This window comes from Reichenbachiella sp., assembly GCF_039941815.1.
Lineage (GTDB): Bacteria > Bacteroidota > Bacteroidia > Cytophagales > Cyclobacteriaceae > Reichenbachiella.
In genome coordinates, this window is sequence record NZ_JBDVDW010000062.1 from 61,744 (window position 1) to 82,167 (window position 20,424).

19 protein-coding genes and 1 tRNA gene are annotated in these 20,424 nt (G+C 40.4%); 10 read left to right on the plus strand and 10 right to left on the minus strand.

Annotated elements, in window-relative coordinates:
- The first annotated feature begins 748 nt into the window (after positions 1 to 748).
- Complete coding sequence (locus ABJF11_RS16025; RefSeq protein WP_348121040.1) at positions 749 to 2,047, plus strand: response regulator; 1,299 nt, start codon at positions 749 to 751, stop codon at positions 2,045 to 2,047.
- Positions 2,048 to 2,148: 101 nt separating this feature from the next.
- Here the strand turns inward: ABJF11_RS16025 and ABJF11_RS16030 are convergent, their stop codons facing one another.
- Positions 2,149 to 2,616 (minus strand): hypothetical protein, encoded by a 468-nt coding sequence (locus tag ABJF11_RS16030; protein ID WP_348121041.1) that lies wholly within the window; start codon positions 2,614 to 2,616, stop codon positions 2,149 to 2,151.
- A gap of 198 nt (positions 2,617 to 2,814) precedes the next feature.
- On the opposite strand from ABJF11_RS16030, the gene ffh reads away from it, so the two are divergent.
- Both ffh and ABJF11_RS16040 read left to right on the plus strand, forming a co-directional pair.
- Positions 2,815 to 4,143, plus strand: a complete 1,329-nt coding sequence (gene ffh, locus ABJF11_RS16035) for a signal recognition particle protein (protein ID WP_348121042.1) — start codon at positions 2,815 to 2,817, stop codon at positions 4,141 to 4,143.
- Positions 4,144 to 4,147: 4 nt separating this feature from the next.
- Positions 4,148 to 4,834, plus strand: a complete 687-nt coding sequence (locus ABJF11_RS16040; protein ID WP_348121043.1) for a methyltransferase — start codon at positions 4,148 to 4,150, stop codon at positions 4,832 to 4,834.
- Here ABJF11_RS16040 and ABJF11_RS16045 read toward each other — a convergent pair.
- The 4 genes from ABJF11_RS16045 to ABJF11_RS16060 form a co-directional block, all read right to left on the minus strand.
- A complete protein-coding gene (locus tag ABJF11_RS16045; protein WP_348121044.1) occupies positions 4,821 to 6,161 on the minus strand; it encodes an MATE family efflux transporter in 1,341 nt (446 codons plus the stop codon). The genes ABJF11_RS16040 and ABJF11_RS16045 overlap by 14 nt on opposite strands.
- Before the next feature lie 38 nt (positions 6,162 to 6,199).
- Positions 6,200 to 6,775, minus strand: coding sequence for an NUDIX hydrolase (locus ABJF11_RS16050; protein ID WP_348121045.1), 576 nt, complete (start codon positions 6,773 to 6,775; stop codon positions 6,200 to 6,202).
- Between the two features lie 56 nt (positions 6,776 to 6,831).
- A complete protein-coding gene (locus tag ABJF11_RS16055; RefSeq protein WP_348121046.1) occupies positions 6,832 to 7,428 on the minus strand; it encodes a TIGR00645 family protein in 597 nt (198 codons plus the stop codon).
- A 136-nt stretch (positions 7,429 to 7,564) separates the two neighbouring features.
- Positions 7,565 to 7,975 carry an RDD family protein gene (locus ABJF11_RS16060; protein WP_348121047.1) on the minus strand — a complete coding sequence of 137 codons (411 nt, stop codon included), beginning with the start codon at positions 7,973 to 7,975 and terminating at the stop codon, positions 7,565 to 7,567.
- Between the two features lie 98 nt (positions 7,976 to 8,073).
- On the opposite strand from ABJF11_RS16060, the gene ABJF11_RS16065 reads away from it, so the two are divergent.
- Entirely contained in the window at positions 8,074 to 9,087 is a 1,014-nt protein-coding gene (locus ABJF11_RS16065; RefSeq protein WP_348121048.1) for an SRPBCC family protein, read from the plus strand.
- A 113-nt stretch (positions 9,088 to 9,200) separates the two neighbouring features.
- Entirely contained in the window at positions 9,201 to 10,583 is a 1,383-nt protein-coding gene (locus tag ABJF11_RS16070) for a sodium-dependent transporter (RefSeq protein WP_348121049.1), read from the plus strand.
- 2 nt (positions 10,584 to 10,585) lie between these two features.
- On the opposite strand, the gene ABJF11_RS16075 is transcribed toward ABJF11_RS16070, so the two are convergent.
- The 3 genes from ABJF11_RS16075 to ABJF11_RS16085 all read right to left on the minus strand — a co-directional run bounded on the left by ABJF11_RS16075 (position 10,586) and on the right by ABJF11_RS16085 (position 13,999).
- Entirely contained in the window at positions 10,586 to 11,431 is an 846-nt protein-coding gene (locus ABJF11_RS16075) for a transglutaminase-like domain-containing protein (RefSeq protein ID WP_348121050.1), read from the minus strand.
- Positions 11,432 to 11,537: 106 nt separating this feature from the next.
- Positions 11,538 to 13,166, minus strand: coding sequence for a carboxyl transferase domain-containing protein (locus ABJF11_RS16080; protein WP_348121051.1), 1,629 nt, complete (start codon positions 13,164 to 13,166; stop codon positions 11,538 to 11,540).
- Positions 13,167 to 13,246: 80 nt separating this feature from the next.
- On the minus strand, positions 13,247 to 13,999 hold the full coding sequence (locus ABJF11_RS16085) for a DUF4344 domain-containing metallopeptidase (RefSeq protein ID WP_348121053.1): 753 nt from the start codon (positions 13,997 to 13,999) through the stop codon (positions 13,247 to 13,249).
- A gap of 106 nt (positions 14,000 to 14,105) precedes the next feature.
- On the opposite strand from ABJF11_RS16085, the gene ABJF11_RS16090 reads away from it, so the two are divergent.
- The 5 genes from ABJF11_RS16090 to ABJF11_RS16110 all read left to right on the plus strand — a co-directional run bounded on the left by ABJF11_RS16090 (position 14,106) and on the right by ABJF11_RS16110 (position 17,194).
- Positions 14,106 to 14,513 carry a thioesterase family protein gene (locus tag ABJF11_RS16090; RefSeq protein WP_348121055.1) on the plus strand — a complete coding sequence of 136 codons (408 nt, stop codon included), beginning with the start codon at positions 14,106 to 14,108 and terminating at the stop codon, positions 14,511 to 14,513.
- A complete protein-coding gene (locus ABJF11_RS16095; protein WP_348121057.1) occupies positions 14,510 to 15,472 on the plus strand; it encodes a YihY/virulence factor BrkB family protein in 963 nt (320 codons plus the stop codon). The genes ABJF11_RS16090 and ABJF11_RS16095 overlap by 4 nt, the downstream gene beginning before the upstream one ends.
- A gap of 82 nt (positions 15,473 to 15,554) precedes the next feature.
- Positions 15,555 to 15,911: a GIY-YIG nuclease family protein gene (locus ABJF11_RS16100; RefSeq protein ID WP_348121058.1), complete on the plus strand. Its 357-nt coding sequence runs from the start codon at positions 15,555 to 15,557 to the stop codon at positions 15,909 to 15,911.
- Positions 15,912 to 15,918: 7 nt separating this feature from the next.
- Positions 15,919 to 16,003: transfer RNA gene (locus ABJF11_RS16105), tRNA-Ser, on the plus strand.
- Positions 16,004 to 16,153: 150 nt separating this feature from the next.
- The gene (locus ABJF11_RS16110) at positions 16,154 to 17,194 is read left to right on the plus strand and encodes a formylglycine-generating enzyme family protein (RefSeq protein ID WP_348121059.1); all 1,041 of its coding nucleotides are present in this window, start codon (positions 16,154 to 16,156) and stop codon (positions 17,192 to 17,194) included.
- A 62-nt stretch (positions 17,195 to 17,256) separates the two neighbouring features.
- On the opposite strand, the gene ABJF11_RS16115 is transcribed toward ABJF11_RS16110, so the two are convergent.
- Complete coding sequence (locus tag ABJF11_RS16115; RefSeq protein ID WP_348121060.1) at positions 17,257 to 18,408, minus strand: carboxypeptidase-like regulatory domain-containing protein; 1,152 nt, start codon at positions 18,406 to 18,408, stop codon at positions 17,257 to 17,259.
- Positions 18,409 to 18,662: 254 nt separating this feature from the next.
- Positions 18,663 to 20,300, minus strand: a complete 1,638-nt coding sequence (locus ABJF11_RS16120; RefSeq protein WP_348121062.1) for a tetratricopeptide repeat protein — start codon at positions 20,298 to 20,300, stop codon at positions 18,663 to 18,665.
- Positions 20,301 to 20,424 lie beyond the last annotated feature (124 nt).

The following is a 20,424-nucleotide window of genomic DNA, read 5'->3' on the forward strand; positions in this document are numbered from 1 at the left end:
GTTTGATCATTTTCTAATTTTTACTTGCTTTTCAATCGCTGGATGAAAAGATTGTGTCAAGAATTTGTTATGAATCCAAAATACGGGAATGAATTTGAAAATAATCGGACTTTAATAGAATGAGAACGGACAGTTGATACAGATACCGGCCAGGATATATCATCTAATTTTCTAATGAAAATAAATAAAAATAAATCGTGCTTCAGCCGCAGAATCCAGCTCAATAATGTGCAAAGTATTTCTTTGAAATTATTGAAAATAGTGGCTTAGATGCAAGTATTTCATGTATTTGGACACAAATCAAGCAAACTACTTTAGGTATATATTGATTAAAACAAAGCCTTCCTTTTAGTCCAAAAAAAATTATCCGGACTCAACTTAAGACTGGTACACAAAAATTCTTAAATAGAGCATTTTGAGCTCAAATCGGTTTACAAGTCAACTAAAAAGGACACTTAAAAAATCTCCAAAAAAGGCTTTCAGAGTATTTGAAGCCTAATATTATAAATTCTCTATTATTTGAAAACTTGGGATTTTTGAGTAAATCAGCTCAAAAAGAGTGAATCAAATTTCAAATACGGTGTTATTTACGATTTCTCATTAAATTTATCATATAGGCGTTCAATAAATTCAGCATTTAATTATTCCCCCATATTTCATTCAGCAGTTAAAAAATCCCAAACGGGTTTTTGTGACTCCTATATCATTATTGACTTGTCCACATTATATTCATTTAATTATAAGTCATATGGAGTTAATAGAGAAAGAAGTTCTACTCGTCAAACTACTTGATGAAGTAAGCGATCAATTCAAATCGGAAGCGGAAAGTAAAAAAGTGAAACTGACACGCGGACATACTGTCAACGAAAACATTTCCGTGCAGTCAGATGAGAGCGTCCTAAGAGGGATATTGTTCTCATTAATAGACACCGCATTGAAAAATGCGCCAGCGCAATGTGAAGTCAGAATTGACATAGAGCAACCCGACTCAAATATCATAAAGATATCCATTGGAACTCTTAATTCAGAATCAAAATGTCATGCAAAAAAATTGATTGAAAATGATGAATCTAGCACTAGTCTGATGCTGACCGAACATATGGTAAAAATATCTGGAGCTCGCTTAGATTTGCATGTAACCACAGGCAATGGGTACAAATATGAACTAGAATGGCCCATCTCCTTAGAAACCCATGATTCACCAAAACGACAAAATACTGCACATCTAAATCCAGATGAGGTGAATAGTTCAAAAAGGAACTTGTCTCACCATAGCAGGAATACTATTCTGTTAGTCGAAGATCAAGAGGAAATGCTTGATTATACGGCCGAGTTATTAGGCGATTATTACCAGGTGATAACTGCCGAAAATGGACATGAGGCATGGCAAATAATGAAAAATACCAGCTCAGTTTTTGACCTGGTCATTTGTGATATTATGATGCCTGAAATGGATGGTTTTGAATTATTAGAAAAGATTCGTAAAGATAAAGTCCTTGCTACCACACCGGTCGCTTTACTGACGGCTAGAAAAGGGGACGAAAATATTATAAAAGCTCTTGCTGTCGGGGTAAGTGACTATATCACCAAGCCATTTACAAAAGAAATTTTACTGGCTCATTGCAAGCATCTGTTGTCCAATTCAAAAAACAGACACCGGCCAATTCTTGAAGATACGAATGTCACAGAAACCGAAGACTTCAAAAGAGAAAATACGATCAAAATTGCCGATCTTAATTGGCTTAACTCGGTTGAAAAAATCTTTCGTAAACATATGAGTAATAGATATTTCAATATGGTTATGCTTGCCGGAGAATTAGCTATAAGCGAACGTCAAATGAGAAGAAAATTGAAGAGAATAACCGGAATGTCGCCCGTTCAGTATATGAATGAAATAAAGCTAAACAATGCGCGGCAGATGATGATTTCTGGAAAATACAACACCGTAGCTGAAATCTCTTATGAAGTAGGGTTTGATACTCCCAAGTACTTTAGTGCACTCTTTAGGGAAAGATATGGTGTCAACCCTACAGAAATAATGAGATAGGCGTCAGAGATAATTCTAAATTCAATTTAGAATTCCGAACCTGTCAAAAAAAGACCGAGCATGTCCTGTTCGGTCTTTTTTGTCTATTAATGTCGTATGGTCTAATCAATCTTAACCAAGTACACTGCAGCATCGTCATCAAGCGGTCTACCATCTTCGTAGGCAACAAGTATATCACCCTCGAATACCCAATACTCATCATCTCCCATTTGAAATGAATCTGAATCATCAATATAAAGCTCACCTCTACTATTGATGCGCCATTCTGTATACTCAACCTCCTCTACTCCAAATGCAGATACATATATCTTACATTCATAGTTGTCTCTAAACTGAATTTCAATATCAATGTCATCCAGAATTCCTTCTACCAAGTTGCCTGTGGCTCTGAGTATGAGTCGTGAAAAAGCATTGTCTTCATCGCGTATTTCATCTTCAAATACATCATCATCTAAAGTAATCTTCATTTTCCATACACCGGCAAGGTCTCTCTCTCGCACTTCGCCTGGCTGAGCCATGACCGCTTGAAATCCTATCAATAGGCCAAATATTATTATGAGTTTGTTCATGAGTTTTTGAAATTAGTTCAGTATTATGTTATACAAGGTACAATCTTTTATACATTACTGAGTTTAATGAAAAAAGGTTTCAAACACGCGTAAAAATGATGATGAACATGTACCGAAATTGCAACAATCATGTATTACTTTTTAATCATTGAATTGGAATCATTAGTTTTGCAAACTATTTAAAATGAATCAAAAAATATGTTTGATAATCTTAGTATAAAGCTCGATAAAGCCTTTAAAAACCTAAAGGGCCAGGGAAGAATTACAGAAATAAACGTCGCTACAACAGTCAAAGAAATTCGCCGGGCACTGATTGACGCTGATGTTAACTTCAAGGTTGCTAAAGATGTCACAGATTCTATTAAGGCTAAAGCATTAGGACAGGATGTACTGATTGCCGTATCACCAGGTCAGCTACTTACAAAGATAGTATCTGAAGAACTCACCGAGTTGATGGGTGGAAGTAAGGAAGAAATTAATCTCAAAGGTGACCCGAATATAGTTTTGATTTCCGGTCTGCAAGGATCAGGTAAAACAACTTTCTCTGGTAAATTAGCTCAATATCTAAAAGGTCAAAGCAGAAACGTACTACTTGTTGCGTGCGACATTTATCGTCCTGCTGCAATAGACCAGCTAAAAGTATTAGGAGAACAAATTGACGTAGATGTTTATGCTGAGCCTGAGACTAAGGATGCATTAAAAATTGCCAAAAATGCCCTCAAATACGCCAAGGAGAACAATAAGAAAACAATAATTGTCGATACCGCGGGACGTCTGGCTATAGACGAGCAGATGATGAATGAGATTGAGTCGCTTAAAAAAGCACTCAATCCAGCTGAAACTTTGTTTGTAGTAGACTCAATGACAGGTCAGGATGCTGTAAATACTGCTAAGACCTTCAATGAACGCCTTGATTTTGATGGTGTTGTGCTGACAAAGCTAGATGGAGATACTCGTGGTGGTGCAGCGCTGACCATTCGAAAAGTAGTAGAGAAGCCCATTAAGTTCATCAGCTCTGGAGAAAAAATGGACGCACTCGACGTCTTTCACCCAGATAGAATGGCGAATAGGATATTGGGTATGGGAGATGTTGTTTCTCTAGTAGAAAAGGCCCAAAACACGTTCGACGAAGAGGAAGCTAAACGAATTCAGAAGAAAATCCGGAAAAATCAATTTGGATTCGACGACTTTTTATCCCAGCTGGAACAAATCAAAAAGATGGGTAATTTAAAAGACTTGATGGGAATGATACCTGGTGTGGGTAAAGCTATAAAGGATATAGATATTGATGACGACTCTCTAAAACCTATCGAAGCCATCATCAAGTCAATGACTATCAAAGAAAGAGAAGAGCCGGATCTTCTCAACGGCAGTCGTAAACAACGGATCGCCAAAGGCAGCGGCACATCGATACAAGAGGTCAATCAACTGCTCAAACAATTTGACCAAATGCGTAAAATGATGAAAACCATGAACAAAATGGGTGGTGCTAAACGGGCGTTGTCAGGCATGAACATGTTTAAATAATCTCATGAGTGATGTACACGGCGAAGCGATTTTTGATTTCTATAAAGGTGATCAATCGGTTGTACTAAAAACATACAATTCATATGGTGAGCCTGAGCAAATGCCGGTCGCAGTGTTTTTCAGAGATCATCAGGATTTTACAGAACTTGAAAACCTGGCCATCACTTGCTGTGAAGGTAAAATACTAGATATAGGGGCTGGAGCCGGAGCGCATGCACTTTTTATGCAAGCTTTTGAGATGGATACAACAGCCTTGGAAAATTCACCAGGTTGCATCGAAACTCTCCGTCACTCTGGTATGAAAAAGATTGTGGAAGATGATTTTTATACTCATCAAAAGCAGTATGACACCTTGCTTTTCCTTATGAATGGTTTAGGGATTGCGGGAAAACTAACTGAACTCCCTCGCTTCTTTGAGCACTGCGGCAAACTTCTAAATAAAGGTGGACAAGTCATCTTAGACTCTTCTGATATTACTTATCTATATGAGGAAGGGGCCACAAAACCAGACCACTACTTTGGAGAGATCCGCTACCAGTATGAATATAATGGCAAAAAAGGGGATTGGTTTGACTGGTTATATGTTGATTCTAATCAACTAATTGAAACTACTCAAAAACTTGGTCTGAAAACTGAAATTTTGATGACAGACGAGTTTGATCAATACCTTGCCAGAATTACTGGTTTTTGACAATCAAACTCTTTGTTAACACATGAAATCTAATCAGATGCAGAATAGCAGCAAGTGTAAGCCCGACTAGCAAAGCCATCCAAATGCCCTCCGCACCCCAGTCTAAGTATATGCCGAAAAGATATGCCAGCGGGATCGCCATCAGCCAGTAAGCGAATAGAGTCACTAGTGTCGGCACCTTTACATCTGCCATACCTCTGAGCACTCCAAGTCCAACTGCTTGAACCCCGTCAGAAATTTGAAAAAAAGCTGCAATGATCAATAGGCGACCTGCCAAATGAATCACAACTTCTTCGTTGATATACCAGGTAGGTAAATAGGTATTGCCTACAATAAAACCTGCACCAAAAAAAGCCATCATAATTGCAGCCATAGTAAAACACGTCATCCCTGCCCTGCGTAAGGTAGGATAGTCTTTTCTTCCTAACTGATTACCAGTGCGTATGGCTCCAGCTGCCGATATTCCTGTGGCAATCATATAAGTAATCGCAGAAAGGTTCAGTGCGATCTGATGAGCAGCGAGTGCTTCAGGGCCAATCCAGCCAACCATTACGGCAGCCATACTAAAAGCTCCGATCTCGAAAATGTACTGCATGCCTGACGGAATCCCAATGTGCAAAATGCTCTTCATCATTGCCATATGCAGCTTTATCTTGGACCAAAGAACCACATAACGCTTAAGCTTTCCATAACTGAGCACAAATACAATCATCGCTGCAGCCATAATTATTCTGGAGATGAGACTGGCCCATCCTGCCCCTACCATACCCAGCTCCGGCATTCCGAGCTCTCCATAGATCAGACCATAATTAAAAAACACATTGAGTAGGTTGCCCGACACAGAGATATACATGGCTTGGCGTGTCATGGATAAACCTTCTGTAAATTGGCGAAAAGCCTGAAAAACCATCAATGGCAACAGACTGAAAACAAGTGTATAAAAATAAGGCAGTGCTCCATTGAGCACTTCAGCGTCCTGATCCAGGAAAAACATTCCTTCAGCAACTATAAAACCGACCAATATGAGCAAGACTCCAAGTAGTGTATTTAAAAAGACACCATGCTTAAAAACCTTAGCCGCTGTTCGTTTATCATTGGCACCATCAGCTGCAGCCACAAGTGGCGTCATTCCATAAGAGACCCCAATACCGAAAAGCATAATAATAGAGAAAACACTATTTGCAAAAGATACCGAGGCCAGCGGCACGGTACCTAATCGACCCACCATCATACTATCTGCCACAGACACCAGGATATGGCCCATTTGGCTGAGCATAACAGGATAGGCCAGAGAAATGTTGGTTCGAAAGTGTTCTTTGAGGGTCAAATGTTTTTGTATTAGATGTTGTTCTAAAAAATTATCATTTAGGGTTTAAGATTCAATTTACCATCTTCCAGTAGCATTTTTGTTTTTAGAATTCCAGCAATGCTCAAGCTATCGGTAATTTCATTGTTCATCACCATGTCCACCGCCTGATCAAATTTCATCTTCCTAACTTCTATCTCTTCTGTCTCTTCGAACTCTGGATTACCAAATGTGAGTCCTGTGGCTACAAATACAAACCCTTCTTCGTCCGTAGCTGAATTCGAGGTATGGATTCGCAGGATATTCTGCCATCTATCTGCCAAAATTCCGGTTTCTTCTTTGAGCTCTCGTTGAGCGGACAGGTAAATATCAGCATCCAATATTCCTCCACCCATTGGAATTTCCCATGAATACTCCTCGAGTGTATATCTATATTGACCAACAATCCAAGTATTAAGTTCTTCGTCCAGTGGAATAATACCGAGGGCTTTATTCTTGAAGTGTACCTTACCGTAGATCCCAGGGTTTCCTGCAGGGTTTAGTACCTGATGATGTTCAACCTGAATCCATGCGTTGTCATACACGGTATCAGAAGATAGTGTTTGCCAAGGGTTTTCTGGTTGTTTTTTAGCCATAGTCATAAAAAAAGGCACCCTTTGAGGTGCCTTTAAATTTCTTGTTTATAAAAAAATCAAACCTCTTCTTTGTGTTCTTCATCATCTTCATCGTCATGACCGGCATCATGACCAGCGAGTCCATGTGGGTATGAGTGAATAATCTTCTCAGTGTATCCTAGCAGTAGGGCAGAGAAGATGAATACCATGTGGATCACAATTTCAATGATAATTCCTTCAGAGCCTGCTTTCTCAGCAGCTTCCCTATAGTTGACGAAAGTCTTTAAGAGCTGTACCCCAGATATAGAAGCTAGCGAGGTAGCTAACTTGATCTTCAGCATCCCTGCATCCAATCCTTCCAACCAAAGCGGCTTATCATCGTGCATATCAACATCAATCTTACTGGTAAAGATCGAATATCCACCAATGGTCACCATAACCACCAGGTTCATTACCATCGAAATATCAACCAAGCTAAGCAAGGTCAGCATCACCTTAGATTCGATATCACCACCGATAACCTGATGGTACATGTGTACTAATTCTTGAAAGAATTTGGCCATGTATAAGAACGCTCCAATAATAAGCCCTCCATACATAGGGGCTTGCACCCATCTACTCCAAAAGATAAAACCTTCAAAAAAATTCTCAAATCTGTCAAAAAACTTTTTCATACCTGATTAGCAATGCTGTGATTTGGTTGTTTAATATCTTGTTATAACAAGTCCTAAAATTAAAATTAATTTCCATACCGCATAAGGATTAGCTGACATTTTTTGTTTCGGCTCAGTTAATTATGGGTTTTACCTATTAACTAAGCGAATTCTTTACGTCTATAACAAAAGTTTTGACCAAAAGGTCGTGCAAACCTTTACGATCTCGTCGGATATAGATCATTAGAAATCCGCTAAAAAATAGCAATAAAGACAGATTTTTTGTGATAATTCTCAGTAAGGCCCGACCAAAACTGATTCTGCTTCCTTCGAGGTCAACCACGACCAGGCCTGCATATTTTTTCCCAAAAGTGGCTTGCCAAGGCGAACTTTCAAAGCCCGCATGATAAAGACAAATCACCGCCAAAAATAGTACAACAAAAAGCACATCGTCTTCAATAAATATTAATAACGGGACGACTGTAAAGAGGAAGAGCGTCATATCAAGATTGAATGCCAATAGCCGCTGAGCAAAAGTTGCATACTTGATTTTCGGATACTTCTTCATAATAAGTGTCTTTTGGATATGGGAAAATCTCGATTAACGGTTTTGAATAAAAACATCTATTTGATATCTTGTCGAGACAAAACTAACATACCATAACTATGAAAATCTTATTAAAGGTACTTTTAGTGATTGCTATTCTAATTGGAATAGTTGCACTTATCGGCGTACTATCTCCTAGCAAGGTCGGCATTGAACGTAGTATAACCATCAATGCAAGCCCTGCCTCAATCTATGAAGAGGTCATTAGCTTGAGGAAATCAAATAAATGGTCTCCTTGGTTCCAAATAGACCCTGAAGGCACTACTTATGTCCATTCTGGCCCAGAAGAAGGAGTCGGCTGCAAAATGGAATGGGCAAGTGATCATGAGGATGTAGGAACCGGTTCGCAAGAAATTGTTGAGGCTGTAGAGAATGAGAAAATAAGAACCAAGCTATATTTTGGAGGATTTGACGAGCCGTCTTTTGCCAATTTCTTATTCAATGAAACAGAAGAAGGCACGGAAGTGACCTGGACTTTTGAAGGCGACATGGGAAGCAACCCAATCAATAAACTATTCGGACTATTCATGGATGGGCTATTGGGCCCTTCTTATGAAGAAGGATTGGCCAATCTTAAGGCTAGAGTAGAATCTAAACCATTGTTTACTGTGGATATGACTATTACTACAGTTGAACCGATCAACTATCTCGCCATAAGAGAAGTATTTGACGTAACGAATCCAGAGTCTATTGGCCCTCGTATGGGGGAAATATATGGGCAGCTTTTAGGATACATCGACAAAAATGGGGTGAAAGGAATGGGCATGCCAATGTCTGTATATGTAAACAACAGCGAGACCGAATGGGAAGCTGAAGTGGCAATGCCTGTGGCAGAAACAGGAGAAGTCAGTGACGAAAACATCATAGCCGGCCAAACAGTAGGCGGCAGAGTGCTAAAAGGAATCCATATGGGTGACTACTTCAAGCTGGATGACACACACAAGCAAATGCAGGCATATATTCAATTCAACGAATTGGAATCCAATGGTCAGGAATACGAAATATATGTATCGGACCCTACTGAAGCTGATACGGCTCTGTGGAGAACCGACGTGTATTACCCAATCAAGTAAACAGCATGCAAAGAATCAAAAGCCAACAAAATGAAAAATCTATTTTGTTGGCTTTTTTTATACCCATTGAGCATACGATGGGCTAACCCAAAAAATGTATTCCAAAAATCAACATGGCGGTAAGAGGTAATTTTTCAAGTAAAATAGGATTTATAGCTGCTGCGGCAGGTTCAGCAGTAGGTTTAGGCAATATTTGGGGGTTCCCTTATGAAACTGGTGCAGGTGGTGGAGCGATCTTCGTGCTGGTATACCTGTTCTTTTGCTTTGCTCTATGTTTTCCAGTCATGCTCACCGAACTGGCTATAGGAAGAAAGTCTGGCAGAAATGCGGTGGGAGCCTTTAATGCTCTGGGACATAAAAAATGGAATTTTATCGGCAAGCTGGGCGTACTCAGCGGTGTATTGATTCTGTCATTTTATAATGTAATCGCTGGTTGGGCCTTCGGATATACGTTTGAAATGGCTACAGGAAACTTTGCCATTGCTGAGCAGTTTGGTGACTTTACCACCGATGTCTTTGCTGTAGGTAGTTATGGACTCTTGTTTATGCTATGTACGGCCTTCATCGTATCTAAAGGCATATCAGGCGGTATCGAAAGAGCCGCTAAAATCCTGATGCCTTCATTGATTGTCATGATGGTCTCGCTGATCATATATGCTTTGTTTTTGCCCAATGCCATGACAGGAATTGAGTTTTTCCTTCTTCCAGACTTTTCGAAGCTCAATCTTTCTGTGGTGTTCAACGCAATGGGACAGGCCTTCTTTTCTCTTTCTCTAGGGATGGGTACCTTCATCACGTACGGTAGCTATATCAGCAAAAGCGACAATCTGGTAAGTTCAGCAGCCTTGATTACTTTGGCGGATGTCGGAATAGCCATTATTGCTGGTCTGATGATCTTCCCGTTGATTGGATTTGTAAGCGGCGGTACTTTGTCCGGTGTCGGCCGTGGGCCGGAATTGATTTTCGTAACCCTACCTTACATTTTTGGGGAAATCGGGGGCACTACCGGATCTATAGTGGGAATGAGCTTCTTTTCATTGCTCTGTTTTGCTGCTTTGACCTCCACAGTCTCGCTGCTGGAAGTGCCAGTGGCATACGTGGTCGATGAATTCAAAATATCAAGAACAAAGGCAGCATGGCTCATGTCAGGAATTGTCTATTTGATTGGCATTCCTTCCCTGTTGGGCAATGGGTACTCTTCATTCTTCACTGAGTTTATCACCTATATCAATGCGACTACTTCCACTGACTTTCTAACCTTCATCGTAAATATTGCAAATGATTCATTTTTACCTCTTGGCGGCTGTCTGATGGTATTTTTCGCGGCTCACGTTTGGAAGAAAAGTAATCTGGACGCAGAAATTGCAATAGGATTTGAAGGCTATGAGGAATCGTTTATCAAAAAATATCTCGGGTTTGTGGTACCTTTTTTACTCCCGGCAACTCTGGCTGTTATTTTTATGATGATTGTATTGGTTACCTTCTTCGGACTCTAATATCAAAAGGACATTTCGTCCACAGATTGCAGGAGCATTTTGATATCATCCGCCTTTTTATATTCACCAAGTTTTTCAAAAGAAGAAATCAGATTGCGCAGTGCTCTGGCGACTATATCTACGTGACTACAGGGTTGATAATAGATGTTATTCTTTGTAAGCTTCAACTGATCAATGTAGTTGTTGATGTCATCAGTAGTAAAAATAATTCCATTGTTGAAAACATTGATATAAAACTGGGTTTCGTCAGTTTTATACGTCACAATAAACAGATTAGGCAGGTTGACCCCGTAGATGGGCATCTTGAGACGGCGCGCGAGTAGCATGTAGACCACACAAAGGCTTAGCGGATTGCCGCGCTTAGACTCCAGCACCACATTGATCATCCCATTGGCTGGAGAATGAAAATTTTTGGCATTTGGTCTGAACTTCATTTTATTAAAAAAAACATCGTTGAGTACCTTCACCTGCTCCATGGCTGACATTTCTTCTGAGAATTCGCGCCATGCAGTATGATAGTATTGCTCAAACTTTCTTGTCAAAAACTTCAAATTCAAGTCAGGGTATTGATAGTTGGCCACCAGCATCATACCTTCTAGTAGGTCCTCTGCCCCTTCTCTCTTCCAGGCGATTAGTTTTTCGCTCAGTAGTTCATACTGTAAATTGTGGATGATATCTTCTATCTTCTCTCTTACGCGTGGGATTAGGCTGTGATTCATCCATTCCTTTTCCAGAAATGGAATAATCTCTGTGCCCATAGTGGCAAGTTTCTCCTCTACATGAACTACAATTTCATGATCATCATCCTCAAGGAGAGAGATAAGGGCACTAAGTTCTTTTTCGTTCAATTTCTCCAAAATATTTGATTCTGAAAATGGGTTTCAAGAATGACCGATTAAATTAATTTAGCTAAAAAGACGTTGAATTCATACCTCTCACCAGAGAATATTTGGTTCATGTCTGAATGACTCCAACGTTGAAAGGTCTCTCTATTGGCGCATGGTTTGCTGCCTCAATACCCGCAGAGATTATTTTTCGTGTTTCAAGAGGATCAATGACGCCATCCACCCAAAGTCGGGAGGCTGCATAATATGGGCTCAGCTCCTCATTGTACTTATCCGTAATTTCAGCCAAGAACTTTTTCTGATCTTCTTCAGAGACTTCTTGCCCTTTAGCCTTCATGGCAGACACCTTGATTTGAAGTAAGGTCTTAGATGCTGATGCACCACTCATCACTGCCAGCTGTGAGGTCGGCCAGGCGTAGATCAATCTAGGGTCGTATGCTTTGCCACACATAGCATAGTTTCCTGCTCCATATGAATTTCCAAGAATAAAAGTAAACTTAGGTACAACCGAGTTGGCCATAGCATTGACCATCTTGGCGCCGTCTTTAATGATACCGCCATGCTCAGACTTGCTTCCGACCATAAATCCACTGACGTCATGTAAGAAGATCAGCGGGATTTTGCGTTGATTACAATTCATAATAAAACGTGCTGACTTGTCCGCAGAATCGGAATAGATGACGCCTCCCATTTGCATTTCACCTTTTTTTGTTTTGACCACTGTACGCTGATTGGCCACTATGCCGACAGCCCAACCATCCACTCTGCCATATCCACACACAATGGACTTACCGTAATCTGCTTTGTACTCATCGAACTCTGAATCATCTGTGAGTCGTTTGATGATTTCACGCATCTCATAAGGTTTTACCCGATCGACAGGCAACAACCCATAAATTTCTTTCTCATCCAGCTTAGGCTTTTTGGCCTCCTCTCGATTGTAACCTGCTTTGTCGTAATCTCCGATTTTATCAAATATTTTCTTGATCGCATCCAGGCAATCCTGGTCAGAATCGTACTTGTTGTCGGTAACCCCCGATATTTCACAATGTGTAGTGGCACCACCAAGTGTTTCATTGTCGATCGTCTCGCCTATCGCAGCTTTTACCAGATAGCTCCCTGCCAAAAAAATGGATCCGGTTTTATCCACAATCATAGCTTCATCCGACATGATTGGAAGATATGCTCCTCCGGCTACACAACTGCCCATAATAGCCGCCACCTGCACAATTCCCATAGAGGACATCATGGCGTTATTTCTAAATTGTCTCCCGAAATGCTCCTTGTCAGGGAAAATTTCATTTTGCATAGGCAAAAACACTCCAGCGCTATCCACGAGATATATGATCGGGAGCCTATTCTCCATGGCTATCTCTTGAGCGCGTAGGTTTTTCTTTGCGGTAATCGGAAACCAGGCTCCTGCTTTGACGGTAGCGTCATTGGCCACAATGACACATTGCCGGCCTTGCACATGACCTATTCCTGTGACCACGCCGCCTGACGGGCACCCTCCCTGCTCCGCATACATACCATCACCTACAAAGGCTCCTATTTCAACAAAATCTTTGACGTCATCCAATAGATAGTCTATACGTTCTCTGGCGGTGAGCTTACCTTTTGCATGCTGTGCATCAATCTTCTTTTCACCTCCGCCCAATTTCACTTGTTTGGTTTTGCTATTTAGTTTTGAAATCAGCTGCTTGTAAGCATCCTCGTTTTTATTGAATTCCAGGTTCATGTTGTATGCGTTGTTTGCAACAAAAATAGAAAAACCATGGATTCGGTGGCATCATAAGCGGACATTTAAATGTCTGGTATTCAATTATTGAAAAAATCGAACTTAGTGTGCTTCCGAAGATTTTGCTCCCAGTAAGCCGATCGTTCAAAATAATATTCTTTGGCTGGCATATTCAGCCATTCTATTTGGCCGACTTCATCGGATAGTCTGGAATAAGACTTTTGTTTGAAACCATAGAGCAGGGTAATCATTTTTTCATAGCGGAGCTGATCTTTTGGGTGTGCCTTGTATTTCTTATCTGACTGTCTCATCGATTGACTTTTGAAATGAAGAGCATTGATCAGGACTACATCTTTGTACCTTGAGCCTTCTCTCCAAATCAATGACAATGTGGCGAACTCATCAGCTAGCAGCTCAATCTGGATAGAGTCCAATCCATTAGCCAAATCAAGCTGGTCCAGTACAACATGTCCGATCTCATGCCAGAATGTGAACATTGAATTTTGAAAAACCCGGCGCTCAAATATTGCTTTGCTACTTGCAGCTTCGGCATAGTTATAGATCTTACGATGCAGGCTTTCATAGCAGAGGACGACAAGCTGACGATCCGGTTCATATCGGGAGTTGATACTTCCACAGGAGGCCACAACTATCTGTACATCGTCTGTCCAGGTGTAAAGCCCCTCGAGGTACTTAATGGATTCGCCTAACATCTGACGGTTGTTGGACTTTAGTACCTTATATATCTTTTGATGTTTGGCCTCAGTCGGTTTTTCGAATCTAATGAAGATTTTTGCTGCATGTAGCTGCAGTATTGCCGATATCGACACCATGATTAAAAGTCCAATACATTTCAAAGTTTTTACTACCAAATTGTTCACCTTTGTATAGGAAAAATACAATATATTTCTGATTGATTTAAAAACGCCGGAATCCTAAATGTTTGAAGCGCAAACCACAACAAGAGTGAGGTACTCTGAGACTGACCAAATGGGATATGTATACTATGGCAATTATGCGATGTATTACGAAATTGGTCGAGTAGAAACACTCCGACAGTTAGGTTTTTCTTACAATGAAATGGAAAACGCAGGCGTCATGATGCCTGTACTCAACATGAATACAAACTACCACCTTCCTGGTCGGTATGATGAGCTGCTGACTATCAAGGTAAAAATCCCAAGTTTTCCGAAGGCAAGAATTTTATTTCAGTATGAAATTTTTAATGAAAAAGATCAGTTAATCAACTCGGGCGAAACAACACTGGTATTCATCAACATGAAAAGCAACAGACCCTGTAGAGTACCAAATGAACTTGTAGAATTTTTGGAACCTTATTTCTCATGAAAAGAAAAAATGTCCATAAACACCTACTCTATTACCAATGGTATCTGACGCTGATACGTAAGCTTAAATTGATCAAGCTCAATAAAAGACAGACGACTCTATATCACACGTTGGATGTTTTTCTTGACAACACAGCCAGGCATGGACTAATTACCAAAGCCAATGGCGTGGCTTTTAGTTTTACCTTGGCCATTTTTCCGTCCATTATTTTCATTTTTACTCTGATTCCATACATTCATTCTGTGATTCCTCACATTGGAACCGAAAGCATTATGAACTTTCTGGCCTCAGTAATGCCAAGGGCAATGTACGAAGCTGCTACTGGTACAATTCATGACATCATCAGCAACAAACGTCAGGGCTTGCTGTCATTTGGTGCCTTGCTTGCCCTCATCCTTGCCACCAATGGAATGCATGGATTGATGAGCACCTTCAACAGCATTTACAAAACCAATGAAAAACGAGGCTTTTTCCGCACTAGGATTATTGCTACGGGCCTTACCTTGGTATTGTCCTCCGTACTTTTCTTCTCTATTATTCTTATGGTAATAGGGAAACTTGCACTTGCCTATTTATCCGCAGAAGGGTTTATTACTCAAGATTATATCATATACCTGCTCACGGCGCTGAAATATTCAGTAATCGTCATCGCTTTCTTTATCGCGATATCTACAATTTATTACTTTGCGCCTGCCATTCATGATCGATGGACTTTCTTCTCCACTGGAGCTGTGTTTTCTGCTGTTGCGTGTGTGGGCACCTCCTATGCTTTCTCCTACTATATCAACAATTTTGCTAACTACAATAAGTTTTACGGTTCACTAGGGATGCTCATTGCACTCATGGTCTGGCTGTATTTATTGTCGTTGATATTGTTAGTCGGGTTTGAATACAATGCTAGTGTAGATCGTGCTGTAGTTTCTGGCAAGATTGAGACAACTACATCTATTTTTGACTAAAAAAAATATTTTCTATTCGGACGCTTGTCAAGAAAAATTATTCTTCTAGATTTGCACTCCCATTCAGCAGAATGGTAATTATTTGACCAACACAGAGAAGTGGCAGAGTGGTCGAATGCACTGGTCTTGCCCCGAAGGGATGCCTTTGGCAAAAACCAGCGTGCCGCAAGGTACACGATCAAAAAAGCATAGAAAGATGTTCTTTGCATACGTATTGAAAAATAAAATAGATCGGACTCATTATTATGGTCACACCAAAGATCTCCATAAGAGATTAAAGGAACATAACAATGGAAAAGTCAGGTCTACTAAAGCTAAACGGCCTTGGCAAATTCACTATCATGAAGAGTTTGCAACAAAGTCAGAGGCTTACAAAAGAGAGATGTTCTTCAAATCCATTGATGGATACAACTTTCTAAAAGAAAAAAATATTATTTGACCAACACAGAGAAGTGGCAGAGTGGTCGAATGCACTGGTCTTGAAAACCAGCGTGCCGCAAGGTACCGGGGGTTCGAATCCCTCCTTCTCTGCAAGAAAGCCCTTTTACGTAAAGTATTAGGGCTTTTTTTATTTAGGATTAGTCATGAATTCAATAAAAAATGTACTTCTGCATTAATAATCTTATTCTTGTAAGAAGAAACCTAGTGATGTAACTTCAAAGGCGGTTTGCTTGCAGAGTCATGAGAAAAATAATTTACTGTCTGGCGTTATTCCTTACTACTTGCACCACTAAGGAACCTGCGTCTGATACCCAGTCAGCTACTTCAGATACTCACTCGGGCATTCCTAAGGGCATGGTATTGATCCCGGCCGGGACTTTTGTAATGGGTGGTAAAAGCGAGCAGGCAGAGGCTGACGAATTGCCCAGGCATGAGGTGGAGCTCTCAGCATTTTATATGGATGAAACTGAAGTGACAAACGCTGCCTTCTTGCTTTTTGTGGAAGCTACCGGTTATCAAACAGTGGCTGAGCGAGACATTGACTGGGATGAGCTGAGCAAACAGGTCCCTCCGGGAACACCTAAACCAGCGGATTCGCTGTTAAAAGCAGGTTCGCTCGTCTTCCAGGCAACTTCTGGTCCTGTTGACATGAGGGACTATAGCCAATGGTGGCGTTGGACGATAGGGGCCAATTGGCGACACCCCGAAGGACCTGATTCTAATATCGATAATAAAATGTCCTATCCTGTAGTCCATATTGCATGGGAAGATGCCATGACCTACGCCAGGTGGGCTGGCAAGCGTCTGCCTACTGAGGCTGAGTGGGAATGGGCAGCGCAAGGTGGATTGAAGGATACCAAGTACCCATGGGGAAATGAATCACCAGAGCTGGCATACAACAAAGCTAACTTCTGGCAAGGTCTCTTTCCATTTCAAAATCAAGAACAGGATGGGTTTTATGCTGCTTCTCCTGTGCAATCATTTCCACCTAATGGATATGGCTTATATGACATGGCAGGCAATGTGTGGGAATGGTGTCGGGATTACTATAGAAATGATGCCTACTTCATGGACCACCAAAAAGGCACTGTTAGCAATCCAAACGGCCCAAGCGAATCTTTTGACCCGACAGAGCCGCTTACAATCAAATACAGCATGCGAGGCGGCTCGTTTCTATGCAACGATAGTTATTGTAGCGGATATCGGGTATCACGAAGGATGAAATCCACTGGTGACTCTGGTTTTAATCATACAGGATTCAGGTGTGTAAAATCTCTTTGAGGTGAATTGAGCCGGCCGGCATCTAATGAGCATCATTTGAATTGAAAAAGTACTAGTTGCCTCTAAGGCATTTTAGCGGAAGCTGAGGTGATTTTCTTCGCTTCTTTTATAGCTGCGAGCTCTTTCTTGCTGAGTCCGACATAATTGTGCTGACTCCAAAAATCCTCTTCCAGCTCGTCCGCACTATCGAAGAAAATCGCATTTTCGCTTATGGTATTCGTCATGGCAGGCTTAGCCTCTAGTGCAGAAAAAGTGCTAATATCTAGTATGGCTTCAAAAGCATATTGGTTCTCTTGCGCCCGCCAAGACCCTTCATAGAGGACTTGTTTTAATAGCCATGTACTGTTCAGTTGAACATATTCTTCTACCCATTTTACATGGGTCCAAAAGTGCTGATGACTAATCACCGGATAATATTCAGCTCTGATCAGTGCATTGGACTCGGTGGTAATGTATAAAGTTCCTGCTGCCATACCCTTTTTTCGTGCTGGTTTGAATCCGATAATATAGACTTCCTCACCATCATAGAAGGAGATGCCCTCTTTCCAATAGGTATAGTTCTTCATTTCATCCAAATCCAAAAAACTATGGTCTCTTCTCATAGACCCATTGATCATATCGCTGGCATGGCCAGTCACGTAAAGCATGTGAATAGAATCAAGATCAATGAAGGTTTTCTTTCTTGTTTTCTTTACTTCCAGTTCGACCTGATTGGAACTGTATACGGTCGGAAGGTAGATATCGAAGACACCTTCCGCGAGATATGCCATCTGTTCATTTGCGCTTACCGATTCCTTATAAAATGCTGTAAGGAGCATGTCGTTGTACTCATAATTGATTTGTCTGTAGGCATTCACATTTGAGATTACTCGATCAGCTGTCAATACAAATACTTCTTCCAGTACATCGACGGACGGTTTCATTCGCAAGACCAGGTCCTTATCTACATCTTCGACTTCAACTCTATAAGATTCATAGCCAATGTATTTTACAGTCAACTTGGGAGGGAGAATTTCGTCTGACACATTGATAGAAAAAACACCATCTGCGTTCGTGGTCACTCCTACATTCTCAGCGAGCACATGGGCAAACGGGAGCGGCACGCCTGAAAGACTGTCCACTACTAATCCATTTATTCTTATAGTCGCTGCCAGCCCGTTGCTGTACATCGTAAGCTGAACTATACATACTAAAACTGCAATAATTGTTCTCATTAACGCTGTTGACTCTGGATACTAACATTTGCTTGGTCAGGACTAGCCTATTTTTTAAAGAAAAGAAGGGTGAAACCTGCTGTCTCACCCTCTTAATTTAATGTAGCTGGTTAAATACCTAATTACATTACCGATTACTAGTCCCGACAAAGATGACCATTACTGGCAGTTTTAAAATAGCACTTTTACCTATCGCTATTTTGGTATGACATTTAGCCCAATTGAATTTATATTGGTTGAATGAAGTAGACTTACTAAACCAGTTTTTCAAAATCGTCAGGGGGCAATTGTTGGCTTTCGAAATCAAAATTGATAAGGAAATCAGTTAGATTATCTTCTGTGCTTAGGCCAAACTTCTTTCTGATTCTATGTCTGGCAGTCTTCACACTATTTGTGGATATTCCAAGTACAGATGAGGCTTCTTTGAGATTCATATTTAGGCGCATCAGGGCGCATAGTTTGAGTTCGGCATTGCCCAGTTCTGGATAGGATGACTTAAGTCTCATGAAAAACCCACTGTGAATTTCTTCGAACATTAGTTTGAAGTTTTCCCAATCATGATCTAGTCTGAAACTGCTTTTGATTATACCGTTTAACCTATTCAACTCTTTGGAAATACCTGTGTCTGACTTAGCTATGAGCTCATTGATTTTTTTGGTCATATCATTCATCAGCTCATTCTTCTGAATAAAATTTAGGGCATAGGCCGTAAGCTCTTGAGTCTTTTTATCCAGACGATTGTTGAGAGAAATTTCGCGATTAGTTGCCTGTATTATTTTTAGCTTTTGTCTATAAATAAATAGTCCTCCACCTAATACTATTACTATCATACCAAATAGGATTGAGTTAAATTTCAAGCTATCTAAAGCCTTCCATTTTTCGAGCTGAGCAATTTGTTTTTGTTTCTTTTCATCCTCATATTGAAGTTGCAGGTTTTTCACTTCCTTTCTAATTTCGACATTACTGATTGAGTCATTGAGTATCCCCAATTTTTCATGACTATTCAGAGCGTTTTCAAAATCTTCCAATTCCGAGTAATAAGTCCATAGACCTGTATAAAGCTCTCTTTGCAAATACATATCTTCAATCTCAACAGCGACGACCAAAGCTGAGTCCATGTATAGTTTCATAATGTCTAGTTGGCCGAGTCGATGATAGCTTTCTGCCATATTTACCTGAGTAGCAATTAATCTCTTTTTATTGCTTTTATGTTTGATAAGTTCGCGAGCCTTTTTTGAATAATCTATTGACTCTTCTATTTTGCTCTGATGGTTTAAAGCGGATGATATGTTGGTTAAGTTGCCTAAAATGGAGCTTGTATCTTGTAGTGCATAGGAATAGGCTAATCCTTTTTTTGAATAGTAAAGTGATGAATCGTATTGATCCAATTTTCTAAACTCGGGTGCCATATTGGTATATGTCATCTTCAGAATTTGGCTATCCTGAAGTAAGGCTGCCCGCCTGTTTACCGATTTCAAGTTCATGATCGTGGTTCTATGATCATTCAGTTCTCCGTACACGTTAGAATTATTCACTTCGATCAGCATCACTCGTCTGTCATCTCCAAGCTCTTCGTATATCCTTTTGGCTTCAAAGTTGTGCTCAAGAGACTGTTGGTATCGTCCTGTGCTCCAATATACTATTCCCAGAATATGGTGCGATCTAGCTATTCCATCCTCAAAAGACTCCTTCTTCGCAATCTTCATTGATTTTAGTGCCAATTGCTCGGCAAGGGTAGGGTCATCATGATAGTTCATAAACCCAGTTTTTAGCAGCCACAGTACTCTCTCGTTTGGATTGTGAATAGTATCGCTAACACTAATCAGTGAATCTAATTGTGCGAAAAGAGTAATTGGTAAAACAAACAAGACCAAGAAAATGGCTATTCTCATATTCTTAAATATTACAGAGTCAAATAGTACTACCTACCTAATAGTCATAGAACTAGATGGTAATTGTAGCTAGATAGGTTTATATTTTGAGGAATTGGAATTATCACAAACCAACTGTCGAAGA

Excerpts from the sequence above, each read along its gene's own strand:
- ABJF11_RS16025 (WP_348121040.1), top strand. The coding sequence starts at position 749 with ATGGAGTTAATAGAGAAAGAAGTTCTACTCGTCAAACTACTTGATGAA.
- ABJF11_RS16030 (WP_348121041.1), bottom strand. The coding sequence starts at position 2,616 with ATGAACAAACTCATAATAATATTTGGCCTATTGATAGGATTTCAAGCG.
- ffh (WP_348121042.1), top strand. The coding sequence starts at position 2,815 with ATGTTTGATAATCTTAGTATAAAGCTCGATAAAGCCTTTAAAAACCTA.
- ABJF11_RS16040 (WP_348121043.1), top strand. The coding sequence starts at position 4,148 with ATGAGTGATGTACACGGCGAAGCGATTTTTGATTTCTATAAAGGTGAT.
- ABJF11_RS16050 (WP_348121045.1), bottom strand. The coding sequence starts at position 6,775 with ATGGCTAAAAAACAACCAGAAAACCCTTGGCAAACACTATCTTCTGAT.
- ABJF11_RS16055 (WP_348121046.1), bottom strand. The coding sequence starts at position 7,428 with ATGAAAAAGTTTTTTGACAGATTTGAGAATTTTTTTGAAGGTTTTATC.
- ABJF11_RS16060 (WP_348121047.1), bottom strand. The coding sequence starts at position 7,975 with ATGAAGAAGTATCCGAAAATCAAGTATGCAACTTTTGCTCAGCGGCTA.
- ABJF11_RS16065 (WP_348121048.1), top strand. The coding sequence starts at position 8,074 with ATGAAAATCTTATTAAAGGTACTTTTAGTGATTGCTATTCTAATTGGA.
- ABJF11_RS16070 (WP_348121049.1), top strand. The coding sequence starts at position 9,201 with ATGGCGGTAAGAGGTAATTTTTCAAGTAAAATAGGATTTATAGCTGCT.
- ABJF11_RS16080 (WP_348121051.1), bottom strand. The coding sequence starts at position 13,166 with ATGAACCTGGAATTCAATAAAAACGAGGATGCTTACAAGCAGCTGATT.
- ABJF11_RS16085 (WP_348121053.1), bottom strand. The coding sequence starts at position 13,999 with ATGGTGTCGATATCGGCAATACTGCAGCTACATGCAGCAAAAATCTTC.
- ABJF11_RS16090 (WP_348121055.1), top strand. The coding sequence starts at position 14,106 with ATGTTTGAAGCGCAAACCACAACAAGAGTGAGGTACTCTGAGACTGAC.
- ABJF11_RS16095 (WP_348121057.1), top strand. The coding sequence starts at position 14,510 with ATGAAAAGAAAAAATGTCCATAAACACCTACTCTATTACCAATGGTAT.
- ABJF11_RS16110 (WP_348121059.1), top strand. The coding sequence starts at position 16,154 with ATGAGAAAAATAATTTACTGTCTGGCGTTATTCCTTACTACTTGCACC.
- ABJF11_RS16115 (WP_348121060.1), bottom strand. The coding sequence starts at position 18,408 with ATGAGAACAATTATTGCAGTTTTAGTATGTATAGTTCAGCTTACGATG.
- ABJF11_RS16120 (WP_348121062.1), bottom strand. The coding sequence starts at position 20,300 with ATGAGAATAGCCATTTTCTTGGTCTTGTTTGTTTTACCAATTACTCTT.